18 protein-coding genes are annotated in these 22267 nt (G+C 74.6%); 13 read left to right on the forward strand and 5 right to left on the reverse strand.

Annotated features, from left to right (window positions below; genetic code table 11):
- Positions 1 to 180: 180 nt before the first annotated feature.
- The gene (locus tag LUZ64_RS03590) at positions 181 to 795 is read right to left on the reverse strand and encodes a TetR/AcrR family transcriptional regulator (RefSeq protein WP_095579176.1); all 615 of its coding nucleotides are present in this window, start codon (positions 793 to 795) and stop codon (positions 181 to 183) included.
- Between the two features lie 97 nt (positions 796 to 892).
- Here LUZ64_RS03590 and LUZ64_RS03595 point away from each other — a divergent pair, with 97 nt between their 5' ends.
- The 3 genes from LUZ64_RS03595 (at position 893) to LUZ64_RS03605 (ending at position 3250) form a co-directional block, all read left to right on the forward strand.
- The gene (locus tag LUZ64_RS03595) at positions 893 to 1411 is read left to right on the forward strand and encodes an SAV_6107 family HEPN domain-containing protein (protein ID WP_170116661.1); all 519 of its coding nucleotides are present in this window, start codon (positions 893 to 895) and stop codon (positions 1409 to 1411) included.
- Between the two features lie 430 nt (positions 1412 to 1841).
- On the forward strand, positions 1842 to 2606 hold the full coding sequence (locus tag LUZ64_RS03600; protein WP_095579174.1) for a methyltransferase: 765 nt from the start codon (positions 1842 to 1844) through the stop codon (positions 2604 to 2606).
- A 239-nt stretch (positions 2607 to 2845) separates the two neighbouring features.
- Positions 2846 to 3250, forward strand: a complete 405-nt coding sequence (locus tag LUZ64_RS03605; RefSeq protein ID WP_095579173.1) for an SCO2097 family morphological protein — start codon at positions 2846 to 2848, stop codon at positions 3248 to 3250.
- A 120-nt stretch (positions 3251 to 3370) separates the two neighbouring features.
- On the opposite strand, the gene LUZ64_RS03610 is transcribed toward LUZ64_RS03605, so the two are convergent.
- The 4 genes from LUZ64_RS03610 to LUZ64_RS03625 all read right to left on the reverse strand — a co-directional run bounded on the left by LUZ64_RS03610 (position 3371) and on the right by LUZ64_RS03625 (position 8959).
- A complete protein-coding gene (locus tag LUZ64_RS03610; RefSeq protein WP_232390015.1) occupies positions 3371 to 5845 on the reverse strand; it encodes a transglutaminase TgpA family protein in 2475 nt (824 codons plus the stop codon).
- Complete coding sequence (locus LUZ64_RS03615) at positions 5842 to 7221, reverse strand: DUF58 domain-containing protein (protein ID WP_095581453.1); 1380 nt, start codon at positions 7219 to 7221, stop codon at positions 5842 to 5844. The genes LUZ64_RS03610 and LUZ64_RS03615 overlap by 4 nt, the downstream gene beginning before the upstream one ends.
- Positions 7221 to 8243 (reverse strand): AAA family ATPase, encoded by a 1023-nt coding sequence (locus tag LUZ64_RS03620; protein ID WP_095581452.1) that lies wholly within the window; start codon positions 8241 to 8243, stop codon positions 7221 to 7223. Before LUZ64_RS03620 ends, LUZ64_RS03615 begins: the two co-directional genes overlap by 1 nt.
- A 155-nt stretch (positions 8244 to 8398) precedes the next feature.
- Positions 8399 to 8959, reverse strand: a complete 561-nt coding sequence (locus tag LUZ64_RS03625) for a beta-class carbonic anhydrase (RefSeq protein ID WP_095581451.1) — start codon at positions 8957 to 8959, stop codon at positions 8399 to 8401.
- A gap of 499 nt (positions 8960 to 9458) precedes the next feature.
- Here LUZ64_RS03625 and rsmH point away from each other — a divergent pair, with 499 nt between their 5' ends.
- From rsmH to LUZ64_RS03675, 10 genes are all read left to right on the forward strand, one after another.
- A complete protein-coding gene (gene rsmH / locus LUZ64_RS03630) occupies positions 9459 to 10418 on the forward strand; it encodes a 16S rRNA (cytosine(1402)-N(4))-methyltransferase RsmH (RefSeq protein WP_095581450.1) in 960 nt (319 codons plus the stop codon).
- The gene (gene ftsL / locus LUZ64_RS03635) at positions 10415 to 11077 is read left to right on the forward strand and encodes a cell division protein FtsL (protein WP_232390014.1); all 663 of its coding nucleotides are present in this window, start codon (positions 10415 to 10417) and stop codon (positions 11075 to 11077) included. The genes rsmH and ftsL overlap by 4 nt, the downstream gene beginning before the upstream one ends.
- 4 nt (positions 11078 to 11081) lie before the next feature.
- The gene (locus LUZ64_RS03640) at positions 11082 to 13034 is read left to right on the forward strand and encodes a peptidoglycan D,D-transpeptidase FtsI family protein (RefSeq protein WP_232390013.1); all 1953 of its coding nucleotides are present in this window, start codon (positions 11082 to 11084) and stop codon (positions 13032 to 13034) included.
- Positions 13035 to 13047: 13 nt separating this feature from the next.
- Positions 13048 to 14736 (forward strand): UDP-N-acetylmuramoyl-L-alanyl-D-glutamate--2,6-diaminopimelate ligase, encoded by a 1689-nt coding sequence (locus LUZ64_RS03645; RefSeq protein ID WP_095584939.1) that lies wholly within the window; start codon positions 13048 to 13050, stop codon positions 14734 to 14736.
- 65 nt (positions 14737 to 14801) lie between these two features.
- Complete coding sequence (locus LUZ64_RS03650) at positions 14802 to 16223, forward strand: UDP-N-acetylmuramoyl-tripeptide--D-alanyl-D-alanine ligase (protein WP_095584938.1); 1422 nt, start codon at positions 14802 to 14804, stop codon at positions 16221 to 16223.
- Entirely contained in the window at positions 16223 to 17287 is a 1065-nt protein-coding gene (gene mraY / locus LUZ64_RS03655) for a phospho-N-acetylmuramoyl-pentapeptide-transferase (protein ID WP_095584937.1), read from the forward strand. The genes LUZ64_RS03650 and mraY overlap by 1 nt, the downstream gene beginning before the upstream one ends.
- Positions 17269 to 18765: a UDP-N-acetylmuramoyl-L-alanine--D-glutamate ligase gene (gene murD / locus LUZ64_RS03660; protein ID WP_095584936.1), complete on the forward strand. Its 1497-nt coding sequence runs from the start codon at positions 17269 to 17271 to the stop codon at positions 18763 to 18765. The genes mraY and murD overlap by 19 nt, the downstream gene beginning before the upstream one ends.
- Before the next feature lie 55 nt (positions 18766 to 18820).
- Positions 18821 to 20209 carry a putative lipid II flippase FtsW gene (gene ftsW, locus LUZ64_RS03665; RefSeq protein ID WP_232390012.1) on the forward strand — a complete coding sequence of 463 codons (1389 nt, stop codon included), beginning with the start codon at positions 18821 to 18823 and terminating at the stop codon, positions 20207 to 20209.
- A gap of 6 nt (positions 20210 to 20215) precedes the next feature.
- On the forward strand, positions 20216 to 21310 hold the full coding sequence (gene murG, locus LUZ64_RS03670) for an undecaprenyldiphospho-muramoylpentapeptide beta-N-acetylglucosaminyltransferase (protein ID WP_095583006.1): 1095 nt from the start codon (positions 20216 to 20218) through the stop codon (positions 21308 to 21310).
- Positions 21311 to 21340: 30 nt separating this feature from the next.
- The gene (locus tag LUZ64_RS03675) at positions 21341 to 22195 is read left to right on the forward strand and encodes a cell division protein FtsQ/DivIB (RefSeq protein WP_095583005.1); all 855 of its coding nucleotides are present in this window, start codon (positions 21341 to 21343) and stop codon (positions 22193 to 22195) included.
- Positions 22196 to 22267 lie beyond the last annotated feature (72 nt).

The raw sequence follows: 22267 nt of genomic DNA on the forward strand, positions 1-22267 counted from the left end.
GCGGCGGAACGGCCCGCGGCCCCTGACGTGACCGGGGGAGCACGGGGGTCCCGCGGAAACGGGGGCTCGGGGGGAACACGGGGGAACGCTGTTCCGGCGTCGGCCGAGGGGGATCGGCCCGCGCCGGGACAGCGCCCGTCCGGAAGCGTCCTCCCCGCTTCCCTCCCGGTGCCGTGGCCGCTAGCGGGCGCCGCCGCCGACCCTGCCCTGGAGCAGCCGCGAGAGCGCCGCGTGCACGTCGTCGATCGACCGCTCGGGCTGGAACGACTGCCAGTCCAGGGCCGCCACCAGCACCATCCCGAAGAGCGCGGACGCCGTCAGCGGGATGTCGACCTCCGGGCTCAGCTCGCCCGCCGCCACCGCCTCCCGCAGGATCGACTCGATCACCGCGATCGTCCTCCGCCGCACCTGGGTCAGCGTCGGCTGCCAGGCCCGGTTGGTCCGCCACAGCTCCGCCACGTACAGCCGGGTCAGCGCCGGGTAGCGGGCGATGAAGTCCAGCCCGGCCCGGATCATCGCGTCCAGGGCGTCCACCCGGCCGCCGCCGCTGTCGGCCATCTCGTCGGCCGCCTCCTGGAGGGAGTCGGCCAGCAGCTCCATGCCGTGCCGCAGCAGCTCCTCGAAGAGCACGGTCTTGCTGGCGAAGTTGTAGTAGACCGTGCCCTTGGCGACTCCGGCCCGTTCGGCGATCTCGTCCACGGTGGTGGAGGAGAAGCCCTGTTCGGCGATGAGGGTGACCGCGGCTTCGAAGAGCTTCCGCCGGGTGTTCCGGCGGCGCGTGCTGCTGCTGTCCATGAACCGATTCTCCCTGCCGCCGCCCGGCCGCCGGCGCTCCCGTCAACTCCATGCGACGACTCGGGCGTTCGCGCAGCTCAGGCCGATTGTCAGTGGTATGCGCCACGATGGGGGCAGATGGCGGCTCCGCCTCCGCGCGGTGGCCCGCCCCCGACGAAGGAGGTTCGTCATGGCTCGTAGCGCGAGCGACGTCCGTCCCGTGCCGCGCCCCGCCGCGGTCCCGTCCGCGGCCCTCGACCTGCTCGACCAGGCGCACGACGGCCTGGCCGAGGCCGCCGCCCTCGAAGCCCCCCACGAGCGGTACGCCACGGCGCACCTCGCCGCCTTGCGCACCGCCGCCGCGGTCCTGGCCGTCCGCGGCCGCCCGGAGACCACGGAGCGGCGCCGCCGCCGTATCCGCAGCGCCTGGGAGGTGCTCCCCGAGGTCGCGCCGGAACTGTCCGAATGGAGCGCGCTGTTCGCCTCCGGCGCGGCCCGCCGGGCCCGCGCGGAGGCGGGCATCCCCTCGGCGGCGACGGCCCGCGAGGCGGACGACCTGCTGCGGGACGCGGCGGTGTTCCTGCGGCTGGTGGAGGCGGGGCTGTCCGTGCCCTGGCTGCCGCGCGAGGCGGGCTGACCTCGGGGTGCGGTGGAGGGTGGGCCGGGTTGCCGCTGCGCGGGGCTTTCTCCCCTACCCGCCCCTTCCCGGAACCGGGGCTCCGCCCCGGACCCCGGTCCTCAAGCGCCGGACGGGCTGAAATCAGCCCGTCCGGCGCTTGAGGACACCGCGCGTCAGCGCGGAAAGGGGGCCCGGGGGCTTGCCCCCGGTTACGGGAAGGGGCGGGTAGGGGACAGACCGCCTCACCCCGACCGCCCCGCGGAGGCGGTCTGTCGCTCGCCCCCGTTCCCCCGCACACTGATCCGGTCCCGCCACCGCGGCGAGCGGTCGTCGGAGCGTGCGATCCCGCCCATTAGGCTGGGAGCCGCACGCCCAGGTCAGCCGGGCGTCCGCGTCGGCTGTCCGGCCGTTCCACCCCTTTCGTCGCACCGTCGAGGAGCCACCCGCCGTGTCAGACCCGCTGCGCCCCCGGGCGTCCCTCCGTACCGCCGTGGTCTGGGAGGTCCTGAAGGACGCCCTGGACCGCCGGGTCAAGGCCGCCGGGCGGGATACCGGAGGCGTGCTGGAGGTCCTCGACACCGGCGGCGGCTCCGGCAAGTTCGCGGTGCCGGTCGCCCGCCTCGGCCACCACGTGACCGTCGTCGACCCGAGCCCCAACGCCCTGTTCGCGCTGGAGCGCCGGGCCGCCGAGGCCGGCGTCGCCGACCGGGTGCGCGGCGTCCAGGGCGACGCCCACGGCCTCTTCGACGTGGTGGAGCGCGGCGCCTACGACGCCGTCCTGTGCCACGGCGTGCTGGAGTACGTGGACGAGCCCGCCGAGGGCGTGCGCAACGTCGTCGAGGCGCTCCGCCCCTCCGGCACCCTCAGCCTGCTCGCCGCGGGCCAGGGCGGCGCCGTGCTCGCCCGTGCCCTCGCCGGTCACTTCGCCGAGGCCAAGCAGGTCCTCACCGACCCCACGGGTCACTGGGGCGCCGGGGACCCGGTCCCGCGCCGGTTCACCGCCGACCAGCTGTCCGCGCTGGTCACCGAGGCCGGTCTGGAGGTCGGGGCGGTGCACGGCGTGCGGGTCTTCGCCGATCTGGTGCCGGGCGTGCTGCTCGACGCCGAGCCCGGCGCCATGGCCGCGCTGCTCGAGCTGGAGGCCGTCGCCGCCGAGCTGCCCGCGTTCCACTCCGTGGCCACTCAACTGCACGTCCTGGCCGAGCGTGGCTGACCGCGCGCGGTAGGTCACAGGCCACCCGATCAGCCGCTTCGCCCCGTATGATCGGGGGACACCGTCCGGCATGGCGTATCGGCGGAGCGGGAATGTACGTCTCGACACCACCGATCGCCAGGCCGGCAGCGGTGGGCGGATTGGCGCAGAGGGGCGGGTTTCACGGGGGCGATTCCCTGCCTATCCTTGAAAGGGTCGCACCCCGGTCGCCCCCCGCGACCGACGAGTAGGAGGACTCCGTGCCGCTCTCGGAGCACGAGCAGCGCATGCTCGAGCAGATGGAGCGAGCGCTGTACGCCGAAGATCCCAAGTTCGCGACAGCGCTCGAGGGCAGCGGCCTGCGCACGTACACCCGGCGACGGGTCTACCAGGCGGTCGCCGGATTTCTGGTGGGCATCGCGCTCCTCATGACCGGCGTGATGATTCCGGGGCAGTACTGGATCAGCGTGGTGGGCTTCCTCGTGATGCTGGGGTGCGCGGCACTGGCCGTCACCGGCTGGCGCAAGGCCCCGAAGCCCGGCGACCGGCGAGGCGCCGCCGGCCCCATGGGGGGACCGAGCCGTGGCCCGGCCCGGCAGCGCCGCACCGTGATGGACCGCATCGAGCAGCGCTGGCAGCGCCGACGCGACGAGCAAGGCCACTGAGCCCTCTTTCTCGACCATGCCTTCCGGCGTGGGGCCGGGACATCCCGGCCCCACGCCGTTCGCGTCTCCTCCGTGCTTCCGCTCCTCCGCTCGCCCCCTCCGGCGCGGCCTGACGGCCTGTCAGCCGCGCGGGCGGGCCGGCCGCAGAGCCGCCCGCGCCCGGCGCCGGAGGGCCGCGGGCCGGCCGGTCCGCAGCCGCTCGGCCGCCCTCTCCCGGCGCCGGGAGAGCTCCCACAGCACCCGGACCGCCGAGCGCGGCGCCAGCGCCGCCCGCAGCCGGGCCCGCCGCCCCGCCCGGGCCCGCAGCCCGGCCCGGACGCGTCCGACCTCGCCCGCCAGCTCGCCGCCCGGCCGCGGCCGGGGCGCGTACAGCACCTGCTCGACCGCCGTGGCGACCCGGCCCGCGGACTCGGCGGCGGCCCCCTCCAGCCCGCCGAGCCGGACGATCCGCTCCGCCGCGCTCCGCGGCGACCGGGTCTCGTCGGGCGGGATGCCGTAGTCCCAGGCGGAGTCGGTGAGCTCCCGCCAGGCCGCCAGGGTGCGCTCCGCCACCACGGCGTCCCGCCCGCCCTGCCCGGCCGGGGTCTCCCCGGGTCCCGGATCCCCGCCGGCCCGCCCGCGCCGCCGGGGCGCGGTGGCCGCGAGCCTGCGGGCCCGGACCCGGCCGCGCCACAGCAGCGGCAGCAGGGGCAGCGCCACCACGGCCAGGGCGGCCACCGCGATGCCCGCCACCGCGCCCGGGGAGAGCCCGCCGTCGGACGCGCCTCCGCCGTCCGCCCGCTCCGCCGGCGCGGCGCAGCCGCCCTGCTTCTTCATCTGGGCCGTGCAGCGGTCGTCCGCCGACGGGGGCGCGGCGGGCGCCGCGGAGCGGTCCGGCACCGGGCTCGGCGCGCCGGGGTCGACGGCGGACGGCTGCTGGGAGACGGTGTACTCGGGCGCCGAGCCCCGGCTGGGCGTCGGCTCGAAGCGGGTCCAGCCCGCGCCCTCGAAATACAGCTCGGGCCAGGCGTGCGCGTCCTTGGAGCCGACGGACACCGAGCCGTCCGCCTGCGGGGTGCCCGGCATGAAGCCGACCGCCACCCGGGCGGGGATGCCCAGCGTCCGCGCCATGGCGGCCATCGAGAAGGAGAAATGGACGCAGAAGCCCCGCTTGTCCTTCAGGAACTTCGCTACCGCCTGGCCGTCACTGCCCGAGTCGACCTCCGTGTCGTACCGGAAGCCGCCGTCGACCGCGAACCAGTCCTGGAGCCGTACCGCCTGCTGATAGGCGCTGGCCGAGCCGGCCGTCACCTCGCGGGCCGTGCGGGCCACCACCGGCGGCAGCGACCCGGGCACCTTGGTGTACTCGCGCAGCACCTGGGTGGGCGGCGCGGGCGCCTCGGCGAGCTGCTCGGCCGTGGGCTCCACCAGCAGGCTCGACACCTGATAGCGCAGGCCCCGGGTGGTCTGCCCGCGGTCGCCGACCAGGGTGCGGCCCTCCGGTTCGTACCGCCACCGGCCGTCGGCCCGCACCCGCTCGGCGGGATAGGGGAGCGGGAGGTAGTTCTGCGCGTACGAACCGGAGGCGGCGACGGAGGTGTTGACCAGATCCGCCCGGACGTCGGGGGCGAGGCCCGCCGGGGTGGGCAGCTCGGCCGGCAGCTCCGTCAGAGGCCGCTCGGAGGACCGCCATGAGGAACCGTCGAACTGGTCGAGGGCGACGATGCGGAGATAGAGGTCGCGGGTGTTCGCCGTGGAGGTGCGGTAGCGCATCACCTCGCGGTTCGCCGGCTGGCGCAGGCTGTCCTGGAGCGCGACGAGCGGCTTGACCGAGGTGACCCCGTCGGCGCCGCCGCCCGCCCCGCCGCTCCGGCCGGGGGACTCCAGCAGGCCGCTGTCCATCGCCGGCAGCACGGCCGGCACCACCAGCGCGATGCCCAGCACGAGCGCGCCGATGCGCCGGCCCGTGCGCACCGGGGCGGGCGCGGAGCCCGCCGGCGCGAAGCCGGAGCCGCCCGGTCCACCGCCGAACACCCGGCCCCACCGGGCGAGCCGGTCCCGGCCCTCGGCCAGGAGCAGCACCAGATACCCGGCCGCCGCCACCAGGAACCACAGCCAGTCCGTGCCGTCCTTGGCCAGCCCGGCCGCCACGGAGTAGAGCGCCAGCAGGGGCAGGCCCGCGGGCGCGGCGACGCCGTACGTGACCGCCAGGGCGTCCACGACCAGGCCGACCACCAGCACGCCGCCGACCAGCAGCAGCTTGATGCCCGTCGTCGCCGGGGCGGGGATGGCGTACCGGCCGACGTCCTCGGCGCCCTCCTGGACCAGCTGGCCGAACTCGCGGAAGGCGTCCGGGCCGGGCAGCAGCCCGCCGACCGCATGGGAACCGGCGAAGACCACGGTGAGCAGCAGCAGCCCCGCCAGGGCCTGCGCGGCCACCGTCAGGGGCCGGGCCAGCGGCACCCGCCGGCCGAGCACCCCCACCGCCGTCTGCACGGCCAGCAGGAGCGCGGCCTGGAGGAGCCAGCCCGTCCTCTCGACGAGCGGCAGCAGCGCGCAGGCCGCCGCCAGGGTGGCCAGCGCGGCGCACACCGCCAGCCGCATCCGCCCGCTCACGCGACGCCTCCCCGCTGCCCCGCCGTGCCCGCCGGGGCGCCCGCGAGCCGCCACAGCTCGGGCATCGAGGCGCCCGGGGCGACCGGCAGCGCCGCCCAGCCCGCCTCGCGCAGCACCCGCAGCCGCTCCTCGGCGGCCCGCCGGGCCCGGGGGTCGTGGGCGCGGGCGTCCGCCGCCCAGGCCGCCGGATCCAGCACGAAGGCCACCGCCGCGCGGCTGCGCCCGCGCATCCGCGCGACCACCGCCGTCTCCTGATCGTCCAGCCCGCCCAGGAACGCCACCAGCAGCCCCTCACCGCCGCGGAGCAGCGCGTCGTACGCGGGCGACAGGCTGTCGCCCTCGGAGTGGTCGACCACCGCCAGGGTGTCCAGCATCGGACCCGCCGCGTCCGAGGTGTCGTGGGCGGAGCCGCCCCCGCCGTCCGGGCCGGGCAGCGCGGCGCCCGTGTCCGTCAGCAGCCGCACCGCGATGCCCCGCTCCAGCAGGTGGACGGCGACCGAGGCCGCCCCGGACACCGCCCACTCGAAGGGGGCGTCCGGCCCCACGCCCTCGTAGGCGACGCCCCGGGTGTCCAGCAGCACCGTGCAGTGGGCCCGCTGCGGCTGCTCCTCGCGGCGCACCATCAGCTCGCCGTGGCGCGCGGTGGAGCGCCAGTGCACCCGGCGCAGGTCGTCGCCGTGGCGGTAGCCGCGCGGGATGACGTCGTCCTCGCCGGTCAGGGCGAGCGACCGGAGGCGGCCGTCGCCGTGCCCGGAGGCCTCGCCGCCGAGGCGCACCGGGGGCAGCGGCTCGACGCGCGGGACGACCGTGAGGGTGTCGTACGCGCTGAAGCCGCGGGTGAGCTCGCACATGCCGAAGGGGTCCGTCAGCCGCAGCTGGAGCGGGCCGAGCGGATAGCGCCCGCGCAGCTCGGAGCGGACCCGGTAGGCCACCTCGCGGCGGCCGCCGGCCTCCACCCGGTCCAGCACGAAGCGGGGGCGGGGGCCCAGGACGTACGGCACCCGGTCCTGGAGCATCAGCAGGCCCGTGGGCAGCCGGGAGACGTTGTCGATCCGGAGGTGGACCCGGGCCTCGGCGGCCGTGGTCACCCGGGCGGGCGTCAGCCGCCGGCTGCCCGTGACCCGGTGGCGGGTGCCGTGCAGCACCAGGACGCACACCAGCGGCAGCACGGCCAGCAGCAGCCCCACCCGCAGCAGGTCGGACTGGCCCAGGACGTACGCGCAGCCGGCCGCCGCGACGCCGGCGGCGAGGAACGAGCGGCCGCGGGTGGTCAGCCCGCCGAGCGCCGTCCACAGGCCCTGGAAGTATCCGGAGCCCGGCTCCCGCCCCGCGCCGCCGGGCGCGGTGGCCGCCGGGGCGCTCTCCCCCCGGTCCATCACAGACCCCGGGCGCCCGGGGGCCGCCGGCCGTCCGCCGCCCAGCGGTGCTGCGCGGCCGGATCGGGCACGGGGATGCGCTGGAGGAGCTCCAGGACGATCTGCTCGGCCGTGCGGCGGCCGAGCTGGGCCTGGGCCGTGGGCAGCAGCCGGTGCGCGAGCACCGCGACGGCCAGCGCCTGGACGTCGTCGGGCAGGGCGTACTCCCGGCCGGCCAGGGCGGCCGCGGCCTTCGCGGCCCGCACCAGGTGGAGCGTCGCGCGCGGCGACGCGCCGAGTCTCAGCTCGGGGTGGTGGCGGGTCGCGGCGACCAGGTCCACCGCGTAGCGGCGGACGGAGTCGGCGACGTGCACCGTGCGGACCGCGTCGACCAGCTTGAGGACGTCGTGGGCGTGGGCCACCGGCTGGAGGTCGTCCAGCGGGGCGACGACGCCGTGGGCGTCGAGCATCCGCATCTCGGCCTCGGGGCTCGGATAGCCCATCGAGACCCGGGCCATGAAGCGGTCGCGCTGCGCCTCGGGCAGCGGGTAGGTGCCCTCCATCTCGACCGGGTTCTGGGTGGCCACCACCATGAACGGGCTGGGCAGCTCGTAGGTGTGGCCGTCGACGGTGACCTGCCGCTCCTCCATCGACTCCAGCAGCGCCGACTGGGTCTTGGGCGAGGCGCGGTTGATCTCGTCGCCGATCACGATCTGGGCGAAGATCGCGCCGGGCTTGAACTCGAAGTCCCGCCGCTGCTGGTCGAAGACGCTCACGCCCGTGATGTCGGAGGGGAGCAGGTCCGGGGTGAACTGGATGCGCCGCACCGAGCAGTCGATGGACCGGGCCAGCGCCTTGGCGAGCATCGTCTTGCCCACCCCGGGGACGTCCTCGATCAGCAGGTGCCCCTCGGCGAGCAGGACCGTCAGCGAGAGCCGTACGACCTCCGGCTTGCCCTCGATCACACCCTCCACCGCCCTGCGGACCCGCTCGGCGGTGGTGGTCACATCGCTGAGGCTCGCTCGCTCGTCATAGGTCGTCACCCGGCCCTCCTCGGCCCTTCTCGCGGGCCGGGTCCGACGCACGGACCCGGCCCACCCCGGAATACGGACACCGCGCCACCGCGGAAAAGCGGCCACCGCGCCCACTCCAGGCATTCTGGCCGCCTGCGCGGTGTCGCGTCACCGCCTGTGGACAATCAGTCCCGGGGGTCGATCTCGCGCAGCAGACCCGTGGTGACGTCGAAGACGAATCCGCGCACGTCGTCGGTGTGCGGCAGGAACGGCGAGGTCCGGACGCGCTGCATGGACTGCCGGACGTCCTTGTCCAGGTCCTTGAAGGCCTCCACCGCCCACGCCGGGCGCTGCCCGACCTCGGCCTCGATCTCGTGCCGGAAGTCCTCGGTCAGGCTGAGCAGGCCGCAGCCGGTGTGGTGGATCAGCACCACGGAGCGGGTGCCGAGCGCCCGCTGGCTGATGGTCAGCGAGCGGATGATGTCGTCGGTGACCACACCGCCGGCGTTGCGGATGGTGTGGCAGTCGCCGAGCTCGAGGCCGAGCGCGGCGTGCAGGTCGAGACGGGCGTCCATACAGGCCACCACGGCGACCTTGAGAACGGGGCGGGCGTCCATACCGGGGTCGGTGAACGCGGCGGCGTACTTGGCGTTGGCCTGGACGAGACGGTCGGTGACCGTGCCCTGGGACGGGGCGCGGTCGCTTTCGGAGCTCTGAGGCGCCGGCTGGGACGCGGATATCGACATATGAACGAAGGTAGTCGGCGAACGGCCCCCGGGCTTGTTCCGGCACCGACAAAATACCTCTGACGTGCCCTCCTGTGAGGTAAGCCACAGCCTCGCGGGCCCTGCGGCCGTACGGGTGAGGGGCGCGCCGGACCGCGTCACCCAAGATCGCCCCCGGCCGCCGGAAGCTTCCCCCGGGAGTCCGCCCGGAGCACTCCGCACACGCCCCGCGCCCACGCCGGGACGCGCTCTCCGGTTGGTTGACCGAGGGGACGAGTGGACTAAAGTGGCGCGAAGTGGGAGGCCTCACGCTCCCCTTGGATCCGAAAAACCCACACGTGCGCGACGCGGACGTACCTCTCGGCCTCCTCCCGCTCCCCGGTCGCCTGGCGTCACTTCCCCGGTGCCAGACCGGCCGCTTCCCCCTCGGGGCGGGTGGGGACCCGGCGGTACGTGCGCCCCGCGCCCCCTCCGGATTCGCCGTGCACACGCCGAACCGGGCCGAATCTCAGAAGGGCGCATGAGCAGCAACGCGCGACACGTCCCCGTCATGCTCCAGCGCTGCCTGGACATGCTCGCTCCCGCTCTCACCGAGCCCGGCGCCGTCGTCGTCGACTGCACCCTGGGCGCGGGAGGCCACAGCGAGGCGCTGCTCACCCGGTTCCCGGAGGCCCGGCTCGTCGCCCTCGACCGCGACCCCACCGCCCTCGCGCTGGCCGGCGAGCGGCTGGCCCCCTTCGGCGACCGCGCCACCCTGGTCCGCGCCGTCTACCACGAGCTGCCCGACGTCCTGGCCCGGCTCGGCATCCCCCGCGTCCAGGGCGTCCTCTTCGACCTCGGCGTCTCCTCCATGCAGCTGGACGAGGCCGACCGCGGCTTCGCCTACGCCCAGGACGCCCCCCTGGACATGCGGATGGACCAGACCGCCGGCATCAGCGCGGCCGACGTCCTCAACACCTACGCACCCGGCGACCTGGTGCGCATCCTGCGCAGCTACGGCGAGGAGAAGCAGGCGAAGCGGATCGTCGAGGCCGTCGTCAAGGAGCGGGTCAAGGAGCCCTTCACCAACAGCGCCCGGCTCGTCGAGCTCATCCGCGACGCCCTCCCGCAGGCCGCCAAGCGCCACGGCGGCAACCCCGCCAAGCGCACCTTCCAGGCCCTGCGCATCGAGGTCAACGCCGAACTGGCCAGCGTCGAGGCCGCCATCCCGGCAGCCGTCGCCGCCCTCGCCGTCGGCGGCCGGATCGCCGTGCTCTCCTACCAGTCGCTGGAGGACCGCATCGTCAAGCAGGTCTTCGCCGCCGGCGCCGCCACCACCGCGCCCCCCGGACTGCCCGTCGTGCCCGAGCGCTACCAGCCCAGGCTGAAGCTGCTCACCCGGGGCGCCGAGCTGCCCACCGAGGAGGAGGTCGCCGAGAACCGGCGGGCCGCCCCCGCCCGGCTGCGCGGCGCCGAACGCATCCGGGAGGAAGCCCCATGACCCCGGCCGCCCGCGGCCGCGGCGCCCGGCTCGGCCGGCTGCGCGTCGTGGGCCCGGCCGGGGCGAAACGCACCCCGTTCGTCCTGCTGGTGGTGGTGCTGCTCGGCTCCGGGCTGATCTCGCTGCTGCTCCTCAACTCCTCGCTCAACCAGGGCTCCTTCGACCTCACCCGGCTCCAGCGCGAGACCAACGAGCTCACCGACGAGCAGCAGGCCCTCCAGCAGGAGGTCGACCGGCTGGCCGCCCCCGACGCCCTGGAGCGCCGCGCCCGCGAACTGGGCCTGGTCCCCGGCGGCAACCCCGCCTTCCTCGGCCCCGACGGCACCGTCCGCGGCGCGCCCTCCCCGGCCGGCGCCATGGACACCACGGGCTGGACCGCGCCCCTGGCCCCGCCGGCGGGACCCGCCCCCGCCCAGGCCCCCGCCGCGGACGCGGGGAACACCGCGCCCGCGGGCCCGCAGGCCGCCCCGGTCCCCCCGGGCGGACCGGCCCCCGCCGCCCCGGCCGCGCCCCCCGCCCCGCAGTCCGTGCCCGCTCCGGCCGTGTCGGTGCCCGCCGCACCGGCCGCACCACCGGCACCATGGGCAGCGACCGGCACCGCCGCCCCGACCGTGCCGGGCGAGCCGGACCACCCGACCACCCCGATCACCGGCAGGTGACGCTGTGCCGCAGACCCCCGGAGGCCGGCCCCCCAGGCAGCCCGGACCCCGCCGCGGCGTGCCCGGCCCCGCGCGCGCCGCACGGCCCCCCGCCCGGTCGCCGGCCCGCCCCGCCGCCCGCCCCGGCTCCCTGCCGCTCCGCCTCGGCAGCCCCCGGCCCCGGCTGCGCATGGTCGGCCTCGGCCTCGCGCTCGTCCTGCTGGCCTTCACCGTGCGCCTGCTCCAGGTGCAGGCGTTCGACGCCAGCGCGTACGCGGCCCGCGCCAACGTCAACCGCTACATCCCGGTGACCCTGGCCGCCGAGCGCGGCACCATCACCGACCGCACCGGCGTGGCCCTCGCCACCACCGTCGACGCCTACGACATCACCGCCGCGCCCGACCTGCTCACCCCCGACCGGATCAAGACCGACGGCGCGGCCCGCAAGGCCGCCGAGCTGCTCGCCCCCGTCCTGGACCAGGACGCGGACGTCCTGGAGCGCAGGCTCACGGCCAACCCCAGGTCGAAGTACGTGGTGCTCGCCCGCCAGCAGACCCCCAAGACCTGGACCCGCGTCAAGGAGCTCAAGAAGCGCTCGGCCGCCGCGGCCGCGAAGAAGAAGGGCGGCGCCGACGTCCTCGCCGGCATCAACCGCGAGCCGCACAGCAAGCGCGTCTACCCCAACGGCGGCCTCGCCTCCGGGATACTGGGCTTTGTGAACGCCGAGGGCCGCGGCGGCGGCGGCATCGAGGCCCAGCTGGACAAGACGCTGGCCGGCCGGGACGGCAAGCTCGTCTACGCCCAGTCCGGCGGCCGCCAGGTGCCCACCGGCGACGTCAAGGAACAGCCCGCCGTGCCCGGCTCCCAGGTCGAGCTGACCATCGACCGGGACATCCAGTGGGCGGCCCAGAGCGCCATCACCCGCCAGGTGGAGGAGTCCGGGGCCGACCGCGGCTACGTCGTCGTCCAGGACACCCGCTCCGGCGAGATCCTCGCCATGGCCAACGCCCCCGGCTACGACCCCAACGACCTCGCCCACGCCGACAGCGGCTCGCTGGGCAACGCCGCCCTCCAGGACGCCTACGAACCGGGCAGCGTCAGCAAGGTCATGACCATGGCCGCCGTCCTGGAGGAGGGCGCCGCCACCCCGCAGACCCGGGTCGAGGTGCCCAACCGGCTGCCGCGCGCGGACCGGGCCTTCGCCGACGACATCGACCACGCCACCTGGCACCTCACGCTCAACGGCGTGCTCGCCAAGTCCAGCAACATCGGCACCATCCTGGCCGCCGAACAGCTCGGCAAGGACCAGCCCCAGGCCAACCGGGTCCTCCACTCCTACCTGCGGAAGTTCGGCATCGGCGAGCCCACCGGACTCGGCTTCCCCGGCGAGACCCCCGGCATCCTCGCCGAGCCGGGCAAGTGGAGCGCCTCCCAGCAGTACACCATCCCCTTCGGCCAGGGCCTGTCCCTCAACGCCGTCCAGGCCGCGTCCGTCTACTCCACGATCGCGGGCGGCGGCGAGCGGGTCCGGCCCACCCTCGTCCGCGGCACCAAGGGCCCCGACGGCCGCTTCACCCCCGCGCCCACCCCGCCCCGCACCCGGGTGGTGAGCGAGAAGACCGCCAAGAGCCTCCGCGACATGCTGGAGTCCGTGGTCGACGACCGCGAGGGCACCGGCACCAAGGCGAAGATCCCCGGCTACCGCGTCGCCGGCAAGACCGGCACCTCCAACCGGGTGGACCCGGTCACCGGCCGCTACCACGGCTACACCGCCTCCTTCGCCGGCTTCGCCCCCGCCGACCAGCCGCGGATCACCGTCTACTGCGCCATCCAGAACCCCACCAAGGGGAGTTACTTCGGCGGCCAGATCTGCGGCCCCGTCTACAAGCAGGTGATGGAGTTCTCCCTGAAGACCCTCCAGGTACCGCCGTCCGGCACCCAGCCCCCGCGGCTGCCGGTCGGCTACGACGACGAGTGAGCCGGTGACGGCCGTGACGACCATCACTCCCGATCCCGGGAACCGCGGCCCGGACCGCCCCTCGCTTCGCGACGGGGCGGGTCCGCCCGGTACGCTCACCGCCGTGCCACACGCTGATCAGTCACCCACCACCCAGGACGCCCCCGCCGTACACCCGGGAGCGCCCCGCCCCACCCATGCCCGCCCCGTGCCCCTCGCGGAGCTGGCCGGTCAGCTGGGCATCGCCGCCCCGGGTGACGCCGACGTCACCGGGATCACCCACGACTCACGGGCCGTGCGACCGGGCGACGTCTACGCCGCCCTGCCCGGCGCCCGCTTCCACGGCGCCGACTTCGCCACCCAGGCCGCCGGCCTCGGCGCCGTCGCCGTGCTGACCGACCCGGCGGGCCGCGACCGCGCCGCCGCCACCGGCCTGCCCGTCCTCACCGTCGCCGACCCGCGCGGCCGGATGGGCGAGCTCGCGGCGACGATCTACGGACAGCCGGGCCGCGACCTGCTCCAGATCGGCATCACCGGGACCTCGGGCAAGACCACCACCGCGTACCTCATCGAGGGCGGCCTCAAGGCCATGGGCGGCCTCACCGGCCTCATCGGCACCGTCGAGTCCCGGATCGGCGACGAGCGGATCAAGTCCGAGCGCACCACCCCCGAGGCCACCGACCTCCAGGCGCTCTTCGCCGTCATGCGCGAGCGCGGCGTCCGCGCGGTCGCCATGGAGGTCTCCAGCCACGCCCTGGTGCTCGGCCGTGTCGACGGCTGCGTCTTCGACGTCGCGGTCTTCAACAACCTCAGCCCGGAGCACATGGAGTTCCACACGGGCATGGAGGACTACTTCCAGGCCAAGGCGGAGCTCTTCACCAAGGCCCGCAGCCGCGTCGGCGTCGTCAACCTCGACGACGAGTACGGCCGCCGGCTCGCCGAGGGCGCCTCCGAGGTCCCGGTCGTCACCTTCTCCGCCGAGGGCCACCCCGACGCCGACTGGCGCGCCGCCGACGTCGAGACCGGCCCCTTCGACTCGGTCTTCACCGTCCTCGGCCCGAACGGCGAGCGCGTCCGCGCCCGGTCCCCGCTGGCCGGCCCGTTCAACGTCGCCAACGCCCTGGCCGCCGTCACCGCGCTCGTCGCCGCCGGCGCCGACCCGCAGACCGCCGCCGACGGCGTCGCCGCCGTCCCCGGCGTGCCCGGCCGGCTGGAGCGCGTCGACGCGGGCCAGCCCTACCTGGCCGTCGTCGACTACGCCCACAAGACCGACGCCGTCGAATCGGTTCTCCGCGCCCTGCGCAAGGTCACCGAAGGCCGCATCCACGCGGTGCTCGGCTGCGGCGGCGACCGCGACCGGACCAAGCGCGCCCCCATGGGCGCCGCCCTGGCCCGGCTCGCCGACACCGCCGTGCTGACCTCCGACAACCCCCGCTCCGAGGACCCCCTCGCGATCCTCGCCACCATGCTCGCGGGCGCCGCCGAGGTGCCGGCCCACGAGCGCGGCACCGTCCTCCTCGCGGAGGAGCGGGCCGACGCCATCGCCGCCGCGGTGGCCCGCGCCGAGCCCGGCGACGCCGTCCTCGTCCTCGGCAAGGGCCATGAACAGGGCCAGGACATCGCCGGAGTCGTACGCCCCTTCGACGACCGCCAGGTGCTGCGCGGGGCCATCGAGGCCGCGCGGCCGGGCCCGTCGACCAAGCACCGGAACGACCAGGGATGACAGATCGCCATGCGCGCACAACCCTCCCCCCGGAAGCTCTCCCGAACGGCCGGAGGTAAATCTCAGTGATCGCTCTGTCCCTCGCAGAGATCGCCGCGATCGTCGGCGGGCAGCAGCACGACATACCGGACCCGGGCCGTACGGCCGGCGGCCCGGTCGTCATCGACTCCCGTGAGGTACGGCCCGGCAGCCTCTTCGCCGCGCTGCCCGGGGACCACGTCGACGGCCACGACTACGCCGAGCGCGCCGTCGCCGCCGGCGCGGCGGCCGTGCTGGCCACCCGCCCCGTGGGCGTCCCCGCGATCGTCGTCGACGATGTCGTCGTGGCCCTCGGCGCCCTCGCCCGCGCCGTCGTGGAGAAGCTCGGCACCACCGTGGTCGCGCTCACCGGCTCGGCCGGGAAGACCAGCACCAAGGACCTGATGGCCCAGCTGCTGCGGCGCCTCGGCCCCACGGTGTGGACCCCCGGCTCGCTCAACAACGAGATCGGCCTGCCGCTCACCGCCCTCTCCGCCGACGCCGGCACCGACACCCTGGTGCTGGAAATGGGAGCGCGCGGAATCGGCCACATCCGCTACCTCACCGAGATCACCCCGCCGCGCGTCGGCGTCGTCCTCAACGTCGGCACCGCCCACGTCGGCGAGTTCGGCGGCCGGGAGCAGATCGCCGTCGCCAAGGGCGAGCTGGTCGAGGCCCTGCCCGCCGCCGAGGACGGCGGCATCGCCGTCCTCAACGCCGACGACCCCCTCGTCCGCGCCATGAGCACGCGTACGAAGGCCCGCGTCGTCCTCTTCGGCGAGTCCGCCGACGCCGGCGTGCGCGCCGAGAAGGTCCGCCTCACCGCGACCGGACAGCCCTCCTTCACGCTTCACACACCCACCGGGTGCGGGGACGTGACCATGCGGCTGTACGGTGAGCACCACGTGTCGAACGCGCTCGCCGCCGCCGCCGTCGCCCATGAGCTGGGCATGCCCGCGCACGAGATCGCCTCCGCGCTCTCCGATGCGGGCCAGCTCTCCCGCTGGCGGATGGAGGTCACCGAGCGTGCGGACGGCGTGACGATCGTCAACGACGCCTACAACGCGAACCCCGAATCCATGCGAGCCGCGCTGCGCGCGCTGGCCGCCATGGGCGAAGCCGCCTCGGCGCGGGGGGGCCGTACGTGGGCCGTGCTCGGTCCGATGGCCGAGCTCGGCGAGGAGGCACTCGCCGAGCACGACGCGGTCGGACGGCTCGCCGTCCGGCTCAACGTCAGCAAGCTCGTGGCAGTCGGGGGCAGGGAAGCGGCCTGGCTGCGGATGGGCGCCTATAACGAGGGTTCGTGGGGTGAGGAGTCGGTGCACGTGTCCGACACGCAGGCGGCGGTCGACCTGTTGCGCAGCGAGCTGCGCCCGGGTGACGTCGTGCTGGTGAAGGCGTCCAGGTCGGTCGGCCTGGAGCGGGTCGCGCAGCAGCTGCTCGAGCGCGAGGGCGAGGTCCGGGGCTGATGAACCAGATCCTCTTCGCGGGTGTCATCGGTCTGGTCCTGACCCTCGTCGGCACCCCGCTGCTGATCAAGTTCCTGGCACGCAAGGGCTACGGCCAGTTCATCCGTGACGACGGCCCGCGCGGCCACGCGGGGAAGAAGGGCACGCCCACCATGGGTGGCATCGCCTTCATCCTCGCCACGCTCATCGCCTACGCACTGACCAAGGTCATCACCAGCCACGAGCCGACCTTCTCCGGTCTGCTGGTGCTGTTCCTGACCGCGGGCATGGGCCTGGTCGGCTTCCTCGACGACTACATCAAGATCGTCAAGCAGCGGAGCCTGGGCCTGCGCGCCAAGGCGAAGATGGCCGGCCAGCTGATCGTCGGCATCGCCTTCGCCGTGCTGGCACTGCAGTTCGCGGACACCCGGGGCCAGACCCCGGCCTCCACCAAGCTGTCCTTCACCCAGGACTTCGGCTGGTCCGTCGGCCCCGTGATCTTCGTGATCTGGGCGCTGTTCATGATCCTCGCGATGTCGAACGGCGTGAACCTCACCGACGGCCTCGACGGCCTCGCCACCGGCGCCTCCGTGATGGTCTTCGGCGCCTATGTCTTCATCGGCACCTGGCAGCACGGCCAGTCCTGCGGCAACCCGCTGACCGCCGGCGCCGCCTGCTACGAGGTCCGCGACCCGCTCGACCTCGCGGTCGTCGCCTCGGCACTGATGGGCTCCTGCTTCGGCTTCCTGTGGTGGAACACCTCGCCCGCCAAGATCTTCATGGGTGACACCGGCTCGCTCGCCCTCGGCGGCGCCCTCGCCGGCCTCGCGATCTGCTCCCGCACGGAGCTGCTGCTCGCCCTCCTCGGCGGCCTGTTCGTCCTGATCACCATGTCCGTCGTGATCCAGGTCGGCTCCTTCCGCCTCACCGGGAAGCGCGTCTTCCGGATGGCACCGCTCCAGCACCACTTCGAACTCAAGGGGTGGAGCGAGGTCCTTGTGGTGGTCCGCTTCTGGATCATCCAGGGCCTGTGCGTCGCCGTCGGACTCGGAATCTTCTACGCGGGATGGCTGGCCATCAAGTGACCCCTCTTTCCGGTCTCTCCGGTCTCTCCGGTCTCTCCGACCCCGCCGCCTGGAGCGGCAAGCACATCACCGTGGCCGGCCTCGGGGTGAGCGGCGTCAGCGCCGCCCGCGCCCTGGCCGGCCTCGGGGCCCGGGTGACCGTGGTCGACGGCGGCGACGGAGAGGCGCTGCGCGAGCGCGCCGCCGCGCTCGGCGCCGAGGGCGTCACCGTCCGCCTCGGCGACGCCACGACCCTGCCCGAGGGCACCGAGCTGGTCGTCACCTCGCCCGGCTGGCGCCCCGACAGCCCGCTCTTCGCGGCCGCCGCCGAGGCCGGTGTGGACGTCGTCGGCGACGTCGAGATCGCCTGGCGGCTGCGCGGCGAGAACGCCGCCCCCTGGCTCGCGGTCACCGGCACCAACGGCAAGACCACCACCGTGCAGATGCTGGCCTCGATCCTCACGGCCGCCGGGCTGCACACCGCCGCCGTCGGCAACATCGGCACGCCGATCATCGACGTCGTCCTCTCCCAGGACGCCCCGGGCGCGGAGCCCTACGACGTCCTGGCCGTCGAGCTCTCCAGCTACCAGCTGCACTGGGCGCCGTCCGTCCGCGCCCACTCCGGGGCCGTGCTCAACCTCGCCCCCGACCACCTCGACTGGCACGGCTCCATGCCGGCGTACGCCGCCGACAAGGGCCGCGTCTTCGAGGGCAACCAGGTCGCCTGCGTCTACAACGTGGCGGACCCCCGCACCGAGCACCTGGTCCGCGAGGCCGACGTCGAGGAGGGCTGCCGCGCCATCGGCTTCACCCTCGGCGCCCCCGCCGTCTCCGAGCTCGGCGTGGTCGACGGCCTCCTCGTCGACCGGGCCTTCGTGCCCGACCGGCAGAAGAACGCCCAGGAGCTCGCCGAGGTCGCCGACATCAAGCCGGCCGCCCCGCACAACATCGCCAACGCCCTCGCGGCCGCCGCCCTGGCCCGCGCCTTCGGCGTGCAGCCCGCGGCCGTCCGGGAGGGCCTGCGCGCCTTCCGCCCGGACGCCCACCGGATCGCCCACGTCGCGGACATCGACGGCGTCGCGTACGTGGACGACTCCAAGGCCACCAACACCCACGCCGCGGAGGCGTCCCTGGCGGCCTACGAGTCCATCGTCTGGATCGCCGGCGGCCTCGCCAAGGGCGCGACCTTCGACGACCTCGTGACCCGGTCGGCGAAGCGGCTGCGCGGCGTCGTCCTGATGGGCGCCGACCGCGCCCTGATCGGTGAAGCGCTGGCGCGACACGCCCCGGATGTGCCGGTGGTCGACCTCGACCGGACCGACACTGGTGCGATGGCCGAAGCGGTCCGCGAAGCGGCCCGGCTCGCCGGACCGGGGGACACCGTGCTCATGGCCCCGGCGTGCGCCTCGATGGACATGTTCGTCAACTACAACAAGCGCGGCGAGGCCTTCGCCGAGGCGGTCCACGCCCTCGCCGCGGGCCGCGACAAGGACGCGTAGCCGCCCGGACCCGGCGCGGGCGGGCGGCGCCGGACTCGAGCGGAGGGACACCCGGATGCACGCCGACCACACCGCCCCCCGGGGCCCCCGGGACGCCTGGACGGCCCTGCGCGGGCCCGCCGCGCGCCCCCGGCCCGTACGGGCGCCCCGCCCGGCCGGCGCCCGGAGCGGGGGCGGCCCCGGCCGCCGCCCGCCGCGCGGCACCGTGCTGGGCGGGCTCAGGACCCTGCACCTGCGCGCCAAGCGCGCCTGGGACCGGCCGCTGACGGCCTACTACCTGGTGCTCGGCGGCTCGCTGCTGATCACCGTGCTCGGCCTGGTCATGGTCTACTCCGCCTCCCAGATCAAGGCCCTGCAGAACGGCCTGCCGCCCAGCTTCTTCTTCCGCAAGCAGCTGCTGGCCGCCGCGATCGGCTCCGTCCTGCTGCTGACGGCCGCCCGGATGCCCGTGAAGGTGCTCCGGGCCTTCGCCTACCCCGCGCTCGCGGGGTCGCTCTTCCTGCTCTGCCTGGTCCAGGTGCCCGGCATCGGCGAGACCATCAACGGCAACACCAACTGGATCTCCCTCGGCGGCCCCTTCCAGCTCCAGCCCAGCGAGTTCGCCAAGCTGGCCCTGGTGCTCTGGGGCGCCGACCTGCTGGCCCGTAAACAGGCCAAGAAGCTGCTCACCCAGTGGAAACACCTGCTGGTCCCGCTGGTGCCGGTGACCTTCGTGCTGCTCGGCCTGATCATGCTGGGCGGCGACATGGGCACCACCGTGGTGCTCACCACGGTGCTGCTGGGACTGCTGTGGGTGGCCGGCGCCCCCACCAGGCTGTTCGCGGGGGTGTTCGGTGTCACGGCCGTCCTCGCCGTACTGTTCATCAAGACCAGTGCGAACCGCATGTCCCGGCTCGCCTGCATCGGCGCCACCGACCCCGGCACCAACGACCAGTGCTGGCAGGCGGTGCACGGGATCTACGCGCTGGCCAACGGCGGATGGTTCGGGGCCGGCCTCGGAGCGAGTGTGGAGAAATGGGGCGAACTCCCCGAACCTCACACAGACTTCATCTTCGCCATCACCGGTGAGGAACTCGGTCTCGCGGGGACGCTGTCGGTACTCGCCCTGTTCGCGGCTCTAGGCTATGCGGGTATCCGCGTGGCCGGACGCACGGAGGACCCCTTCGTGAGGTACGCCGCGGGAGGTGTGACCACCTGGATCACGGCCCAGGCCGTGGTCAACATCGGTGCGGTGCTCGGCCTGCTGCCGATCGCCGGTGTCCCCCTGCCGCTGTTCTCCTACGGAGGGTCCGCCCTGCTGCCGACCATGTTCGCCATCGGGCTGCTGATCGCGTTCGCGCGCGACGAACCCGGTGCACGGGCGGCGCTGGCCATGCGGCAGCCTGGGGTGAGATGGAAGACGATGAGACGGCGCGTCAAGAAGCGACCGTCCGGAGAGCGGTGAATTTCGGTGCATGTCGTACTCGCCGGTGGGGGGACCGCCGGCCACATCGAGCCCGCGCTCGCCCTCGCGGACGCCCTGCGCAGGCAGGACCCGACCGTGGGGATCACGGCGCTCGGCACGGAGCGGGGTCTGGAGACCCGCCTGGTGCCCGAGCGGGGCTATGAACTCGGGCTCATCCCCGCCGTACCCCTGCCTCGCAAGCCCACGCCCGAGCTGATCACCGTCCCCGGACGGCTGCGCGGCACCATCAAGGCCGCCGAGCAGATCCTGGAGCGCACCAAGGCGGACTGCGTGGTCGGCTTCGGCGGCTATGTGGCGCTGCCCGGCTACCTGGCCGCCAAGCGGCTCGGCGTGCCGATCATCGTGCACGAGGCCAACGCCCGGCCCGGCCTCGCCAACAAGATCGGCTCGCGCTACGCGGCCGGTGTCGCGGTGTCCACCCCGGACAGCAAGCTGCGCAACGCCCGCTACGTCGGCATCCCGCTGCGGCGCACCATCGCCACCCTCGACCGGGCCGCGGCCCGGTTCGAGGCGCGGGCGTACTTCGGGCTGGACCCCAACCTGCCGACCCTGCTGGTCTCCGGCGGTTCGCAGGGCGCCCGCCGGCTGAACGAGGTCGTCCAGTCCACCGTTCCGTTCCTGCAGCGCGCGGGGATCCAGATCCTGCACGCGGTCGGTCCGAAGAATGAAATGCCGCATGTGGACAACATGCCCGGAATGCCGCCCTATGTCCCGGTACCGTATGTGGACCGGATGGATCTCGCGTACGCCGCGGCCGACATGATGCTCTGCCGCGCGGGCGCCATGACCGTCGCCGAGCTGTCCGCCGTCGGGCTCCCGGCCGCCTATGTCCCGCTGCCCATCGGCAACGGCGAGCAGCGGCTCAACGCCCAGCCGGTGGTCAAGGCGGGCGGCGGCCTGCTGGTCGACGACGCCGAGCTCAGCCCCGAGTGGCTCCAGCGCGAGGTGCTCCCGGTGCTCGGCGACCCGCACCGGCTGTACGCGATGTCCCGCGCCGCCGGTGAGTTCGGGCGCCGCGACGCCGACGAGCTGCTCGTCGGCATGGTGTACGAGGCTATTGCCGCACGCAGAGCGGGCTGAGCGCCCGTAGGAGCAGGAGGCTAGGGGAGCGTGGCCGGACCGTCGACCGCTCAGCGCGGTGGCTCGAAGAGCAGGAACCCCAAGGGCGGGAAGGCGGTGCGGTCCGGCCCGCCCCGGCCGGCCAAGCGCAAGCCGCGGAGGCCCCGCGGCCGCCTCCGTCTCCTCCGCCGCCTCCGGCTCCGGGTGCCCCGGCGGCGGCTGCTGCTCTGGACCGCCGCCGCGGTGCTCCTCGGCGGCGCCGCCGGCTGGGCCCTCTACGGCTCCAGCTGGCTGCGGGCCCGGCACGTGGACGTCAGCGGCGTCCGGGTGCTGACGCCCGAGGAGGTGCGGAAGGCCGCCGAGGTCCCGCTGGGCGAACCCCTGGCCTCCGTGGACACCGACGCCATCGCCGAGCGGCTGCGCGAGCGGCTGCCGAGGATCGACACCGTGTCCGTCGAGCGGTCCTGGCCGCGCGGGATCGCCCTCGAAGTGGTCGAACGTCAGCCACGGGCGATCGTCGAGAAGGCCGGGAAGTACATCGAAATCGACGGCGACGGCGTGCGGTTCGCCACAGTCGATCGCGCCCCGAAAGGGGTCCCGCGGCTGACGGTCGAGGCCGCGGACTCGCCGAGCCTCCGCCGGTTCGGGCCGCCGAGGCTGGAGCGCGAGGGCGTCCGGGTCGCCGAGTCGCTGCCCGCGGACGTCCGCGCGGACACCCGTGCCATCCGCGTACGCTCGTACGACTCCATCACCCTGGAGCTGACGGGTGGTCGGACGGTGGTCTGGGGGAGCGGTGAGCGGGGCGACGCGAAAGCCCGTACGCTCACCGCGCTGATGAAGGCGGCGCGGGGGGCGCGGCACTTCGATGTGAGCGCTCCCAGCGCTCCGGCGGCGTCGGGGAGTTGACGCCCGGGGCGGTCGGCCGACACCCTGGCTGGCTACGGCTATGGGTGATCACATAGGGTGAAAAGAAAAACG

The organism is Streptomyces albireticuli (assembly GCF_021228125.1).
GTDB classification, from domain to species: Bacteria; Actinomycetota; Actinomycetes; order Streptomycetales; family Streptomycetaceae; genus Streptomyces; species Streptomyces albireticuli.

Coding starts and splice junctions, on each gene's coding strand:
- rsmH (WP_095581450.1), top strand. CDS start 9,459: ATGAGCAGCAACGCGCGACACGTCCCCGTCATGCTCCAGCGCTGCCTG.
- LUZ64_RS03615 (WP_095581453.1), bottom strand. CDS start 7,221: ATGGACCGGGGGGAGAGCGCCCCGGCGGCCACCGCGCCCGGCGGCGCG.
- LUZ64_RS03590 (WP_095579176.1), bottom strand. CDS start 795: ATGGACAGCAGCAGCACGCGCCGCCGGAACACCCGGCGGAAGCTCTTC.
- LUZ64_RS03625 (WP_095581451.1), bottom strand. CDS start 8,959: ATGTCGATATCCGCGTCCCAGCCGGCGCCTCAGAGCTCCGAAAGCGAC.
- LUZ64_RS03595 (WP_170116661.1), top strand. CDS start 893: ATGCGCCACGATGGGGGCAGATGGCGGCTCCGCCTCCGCGCGGTGGCC.
- ftsW (WP_232390012.1), top strand. CDS start 18,821: ATGCACGCCGACCACACCGCCCCCCGGGGCCCCCGGGACGCCTGGACG.
- mraY (WP_095584937.1), top strand. CDS start 16,223: ATGAACCAGATCCTCTTCGCGGGTGTCATCGGTCTGGTCCTGACCCTC.
- murD (WP_095584936.1), top strand. CDS start 17,269: ATGGCTGGCCATCAAGTGACCCCTCTTTCCGGTCTCTCCGGTCTCTCC.
- ftsL (WP_232390014.1), top strand. CDS start 10,415: ATGACCCCGGCCGCCCGCGGCCGCGGCGCCCGGCTCGGCCGGCTGCGC.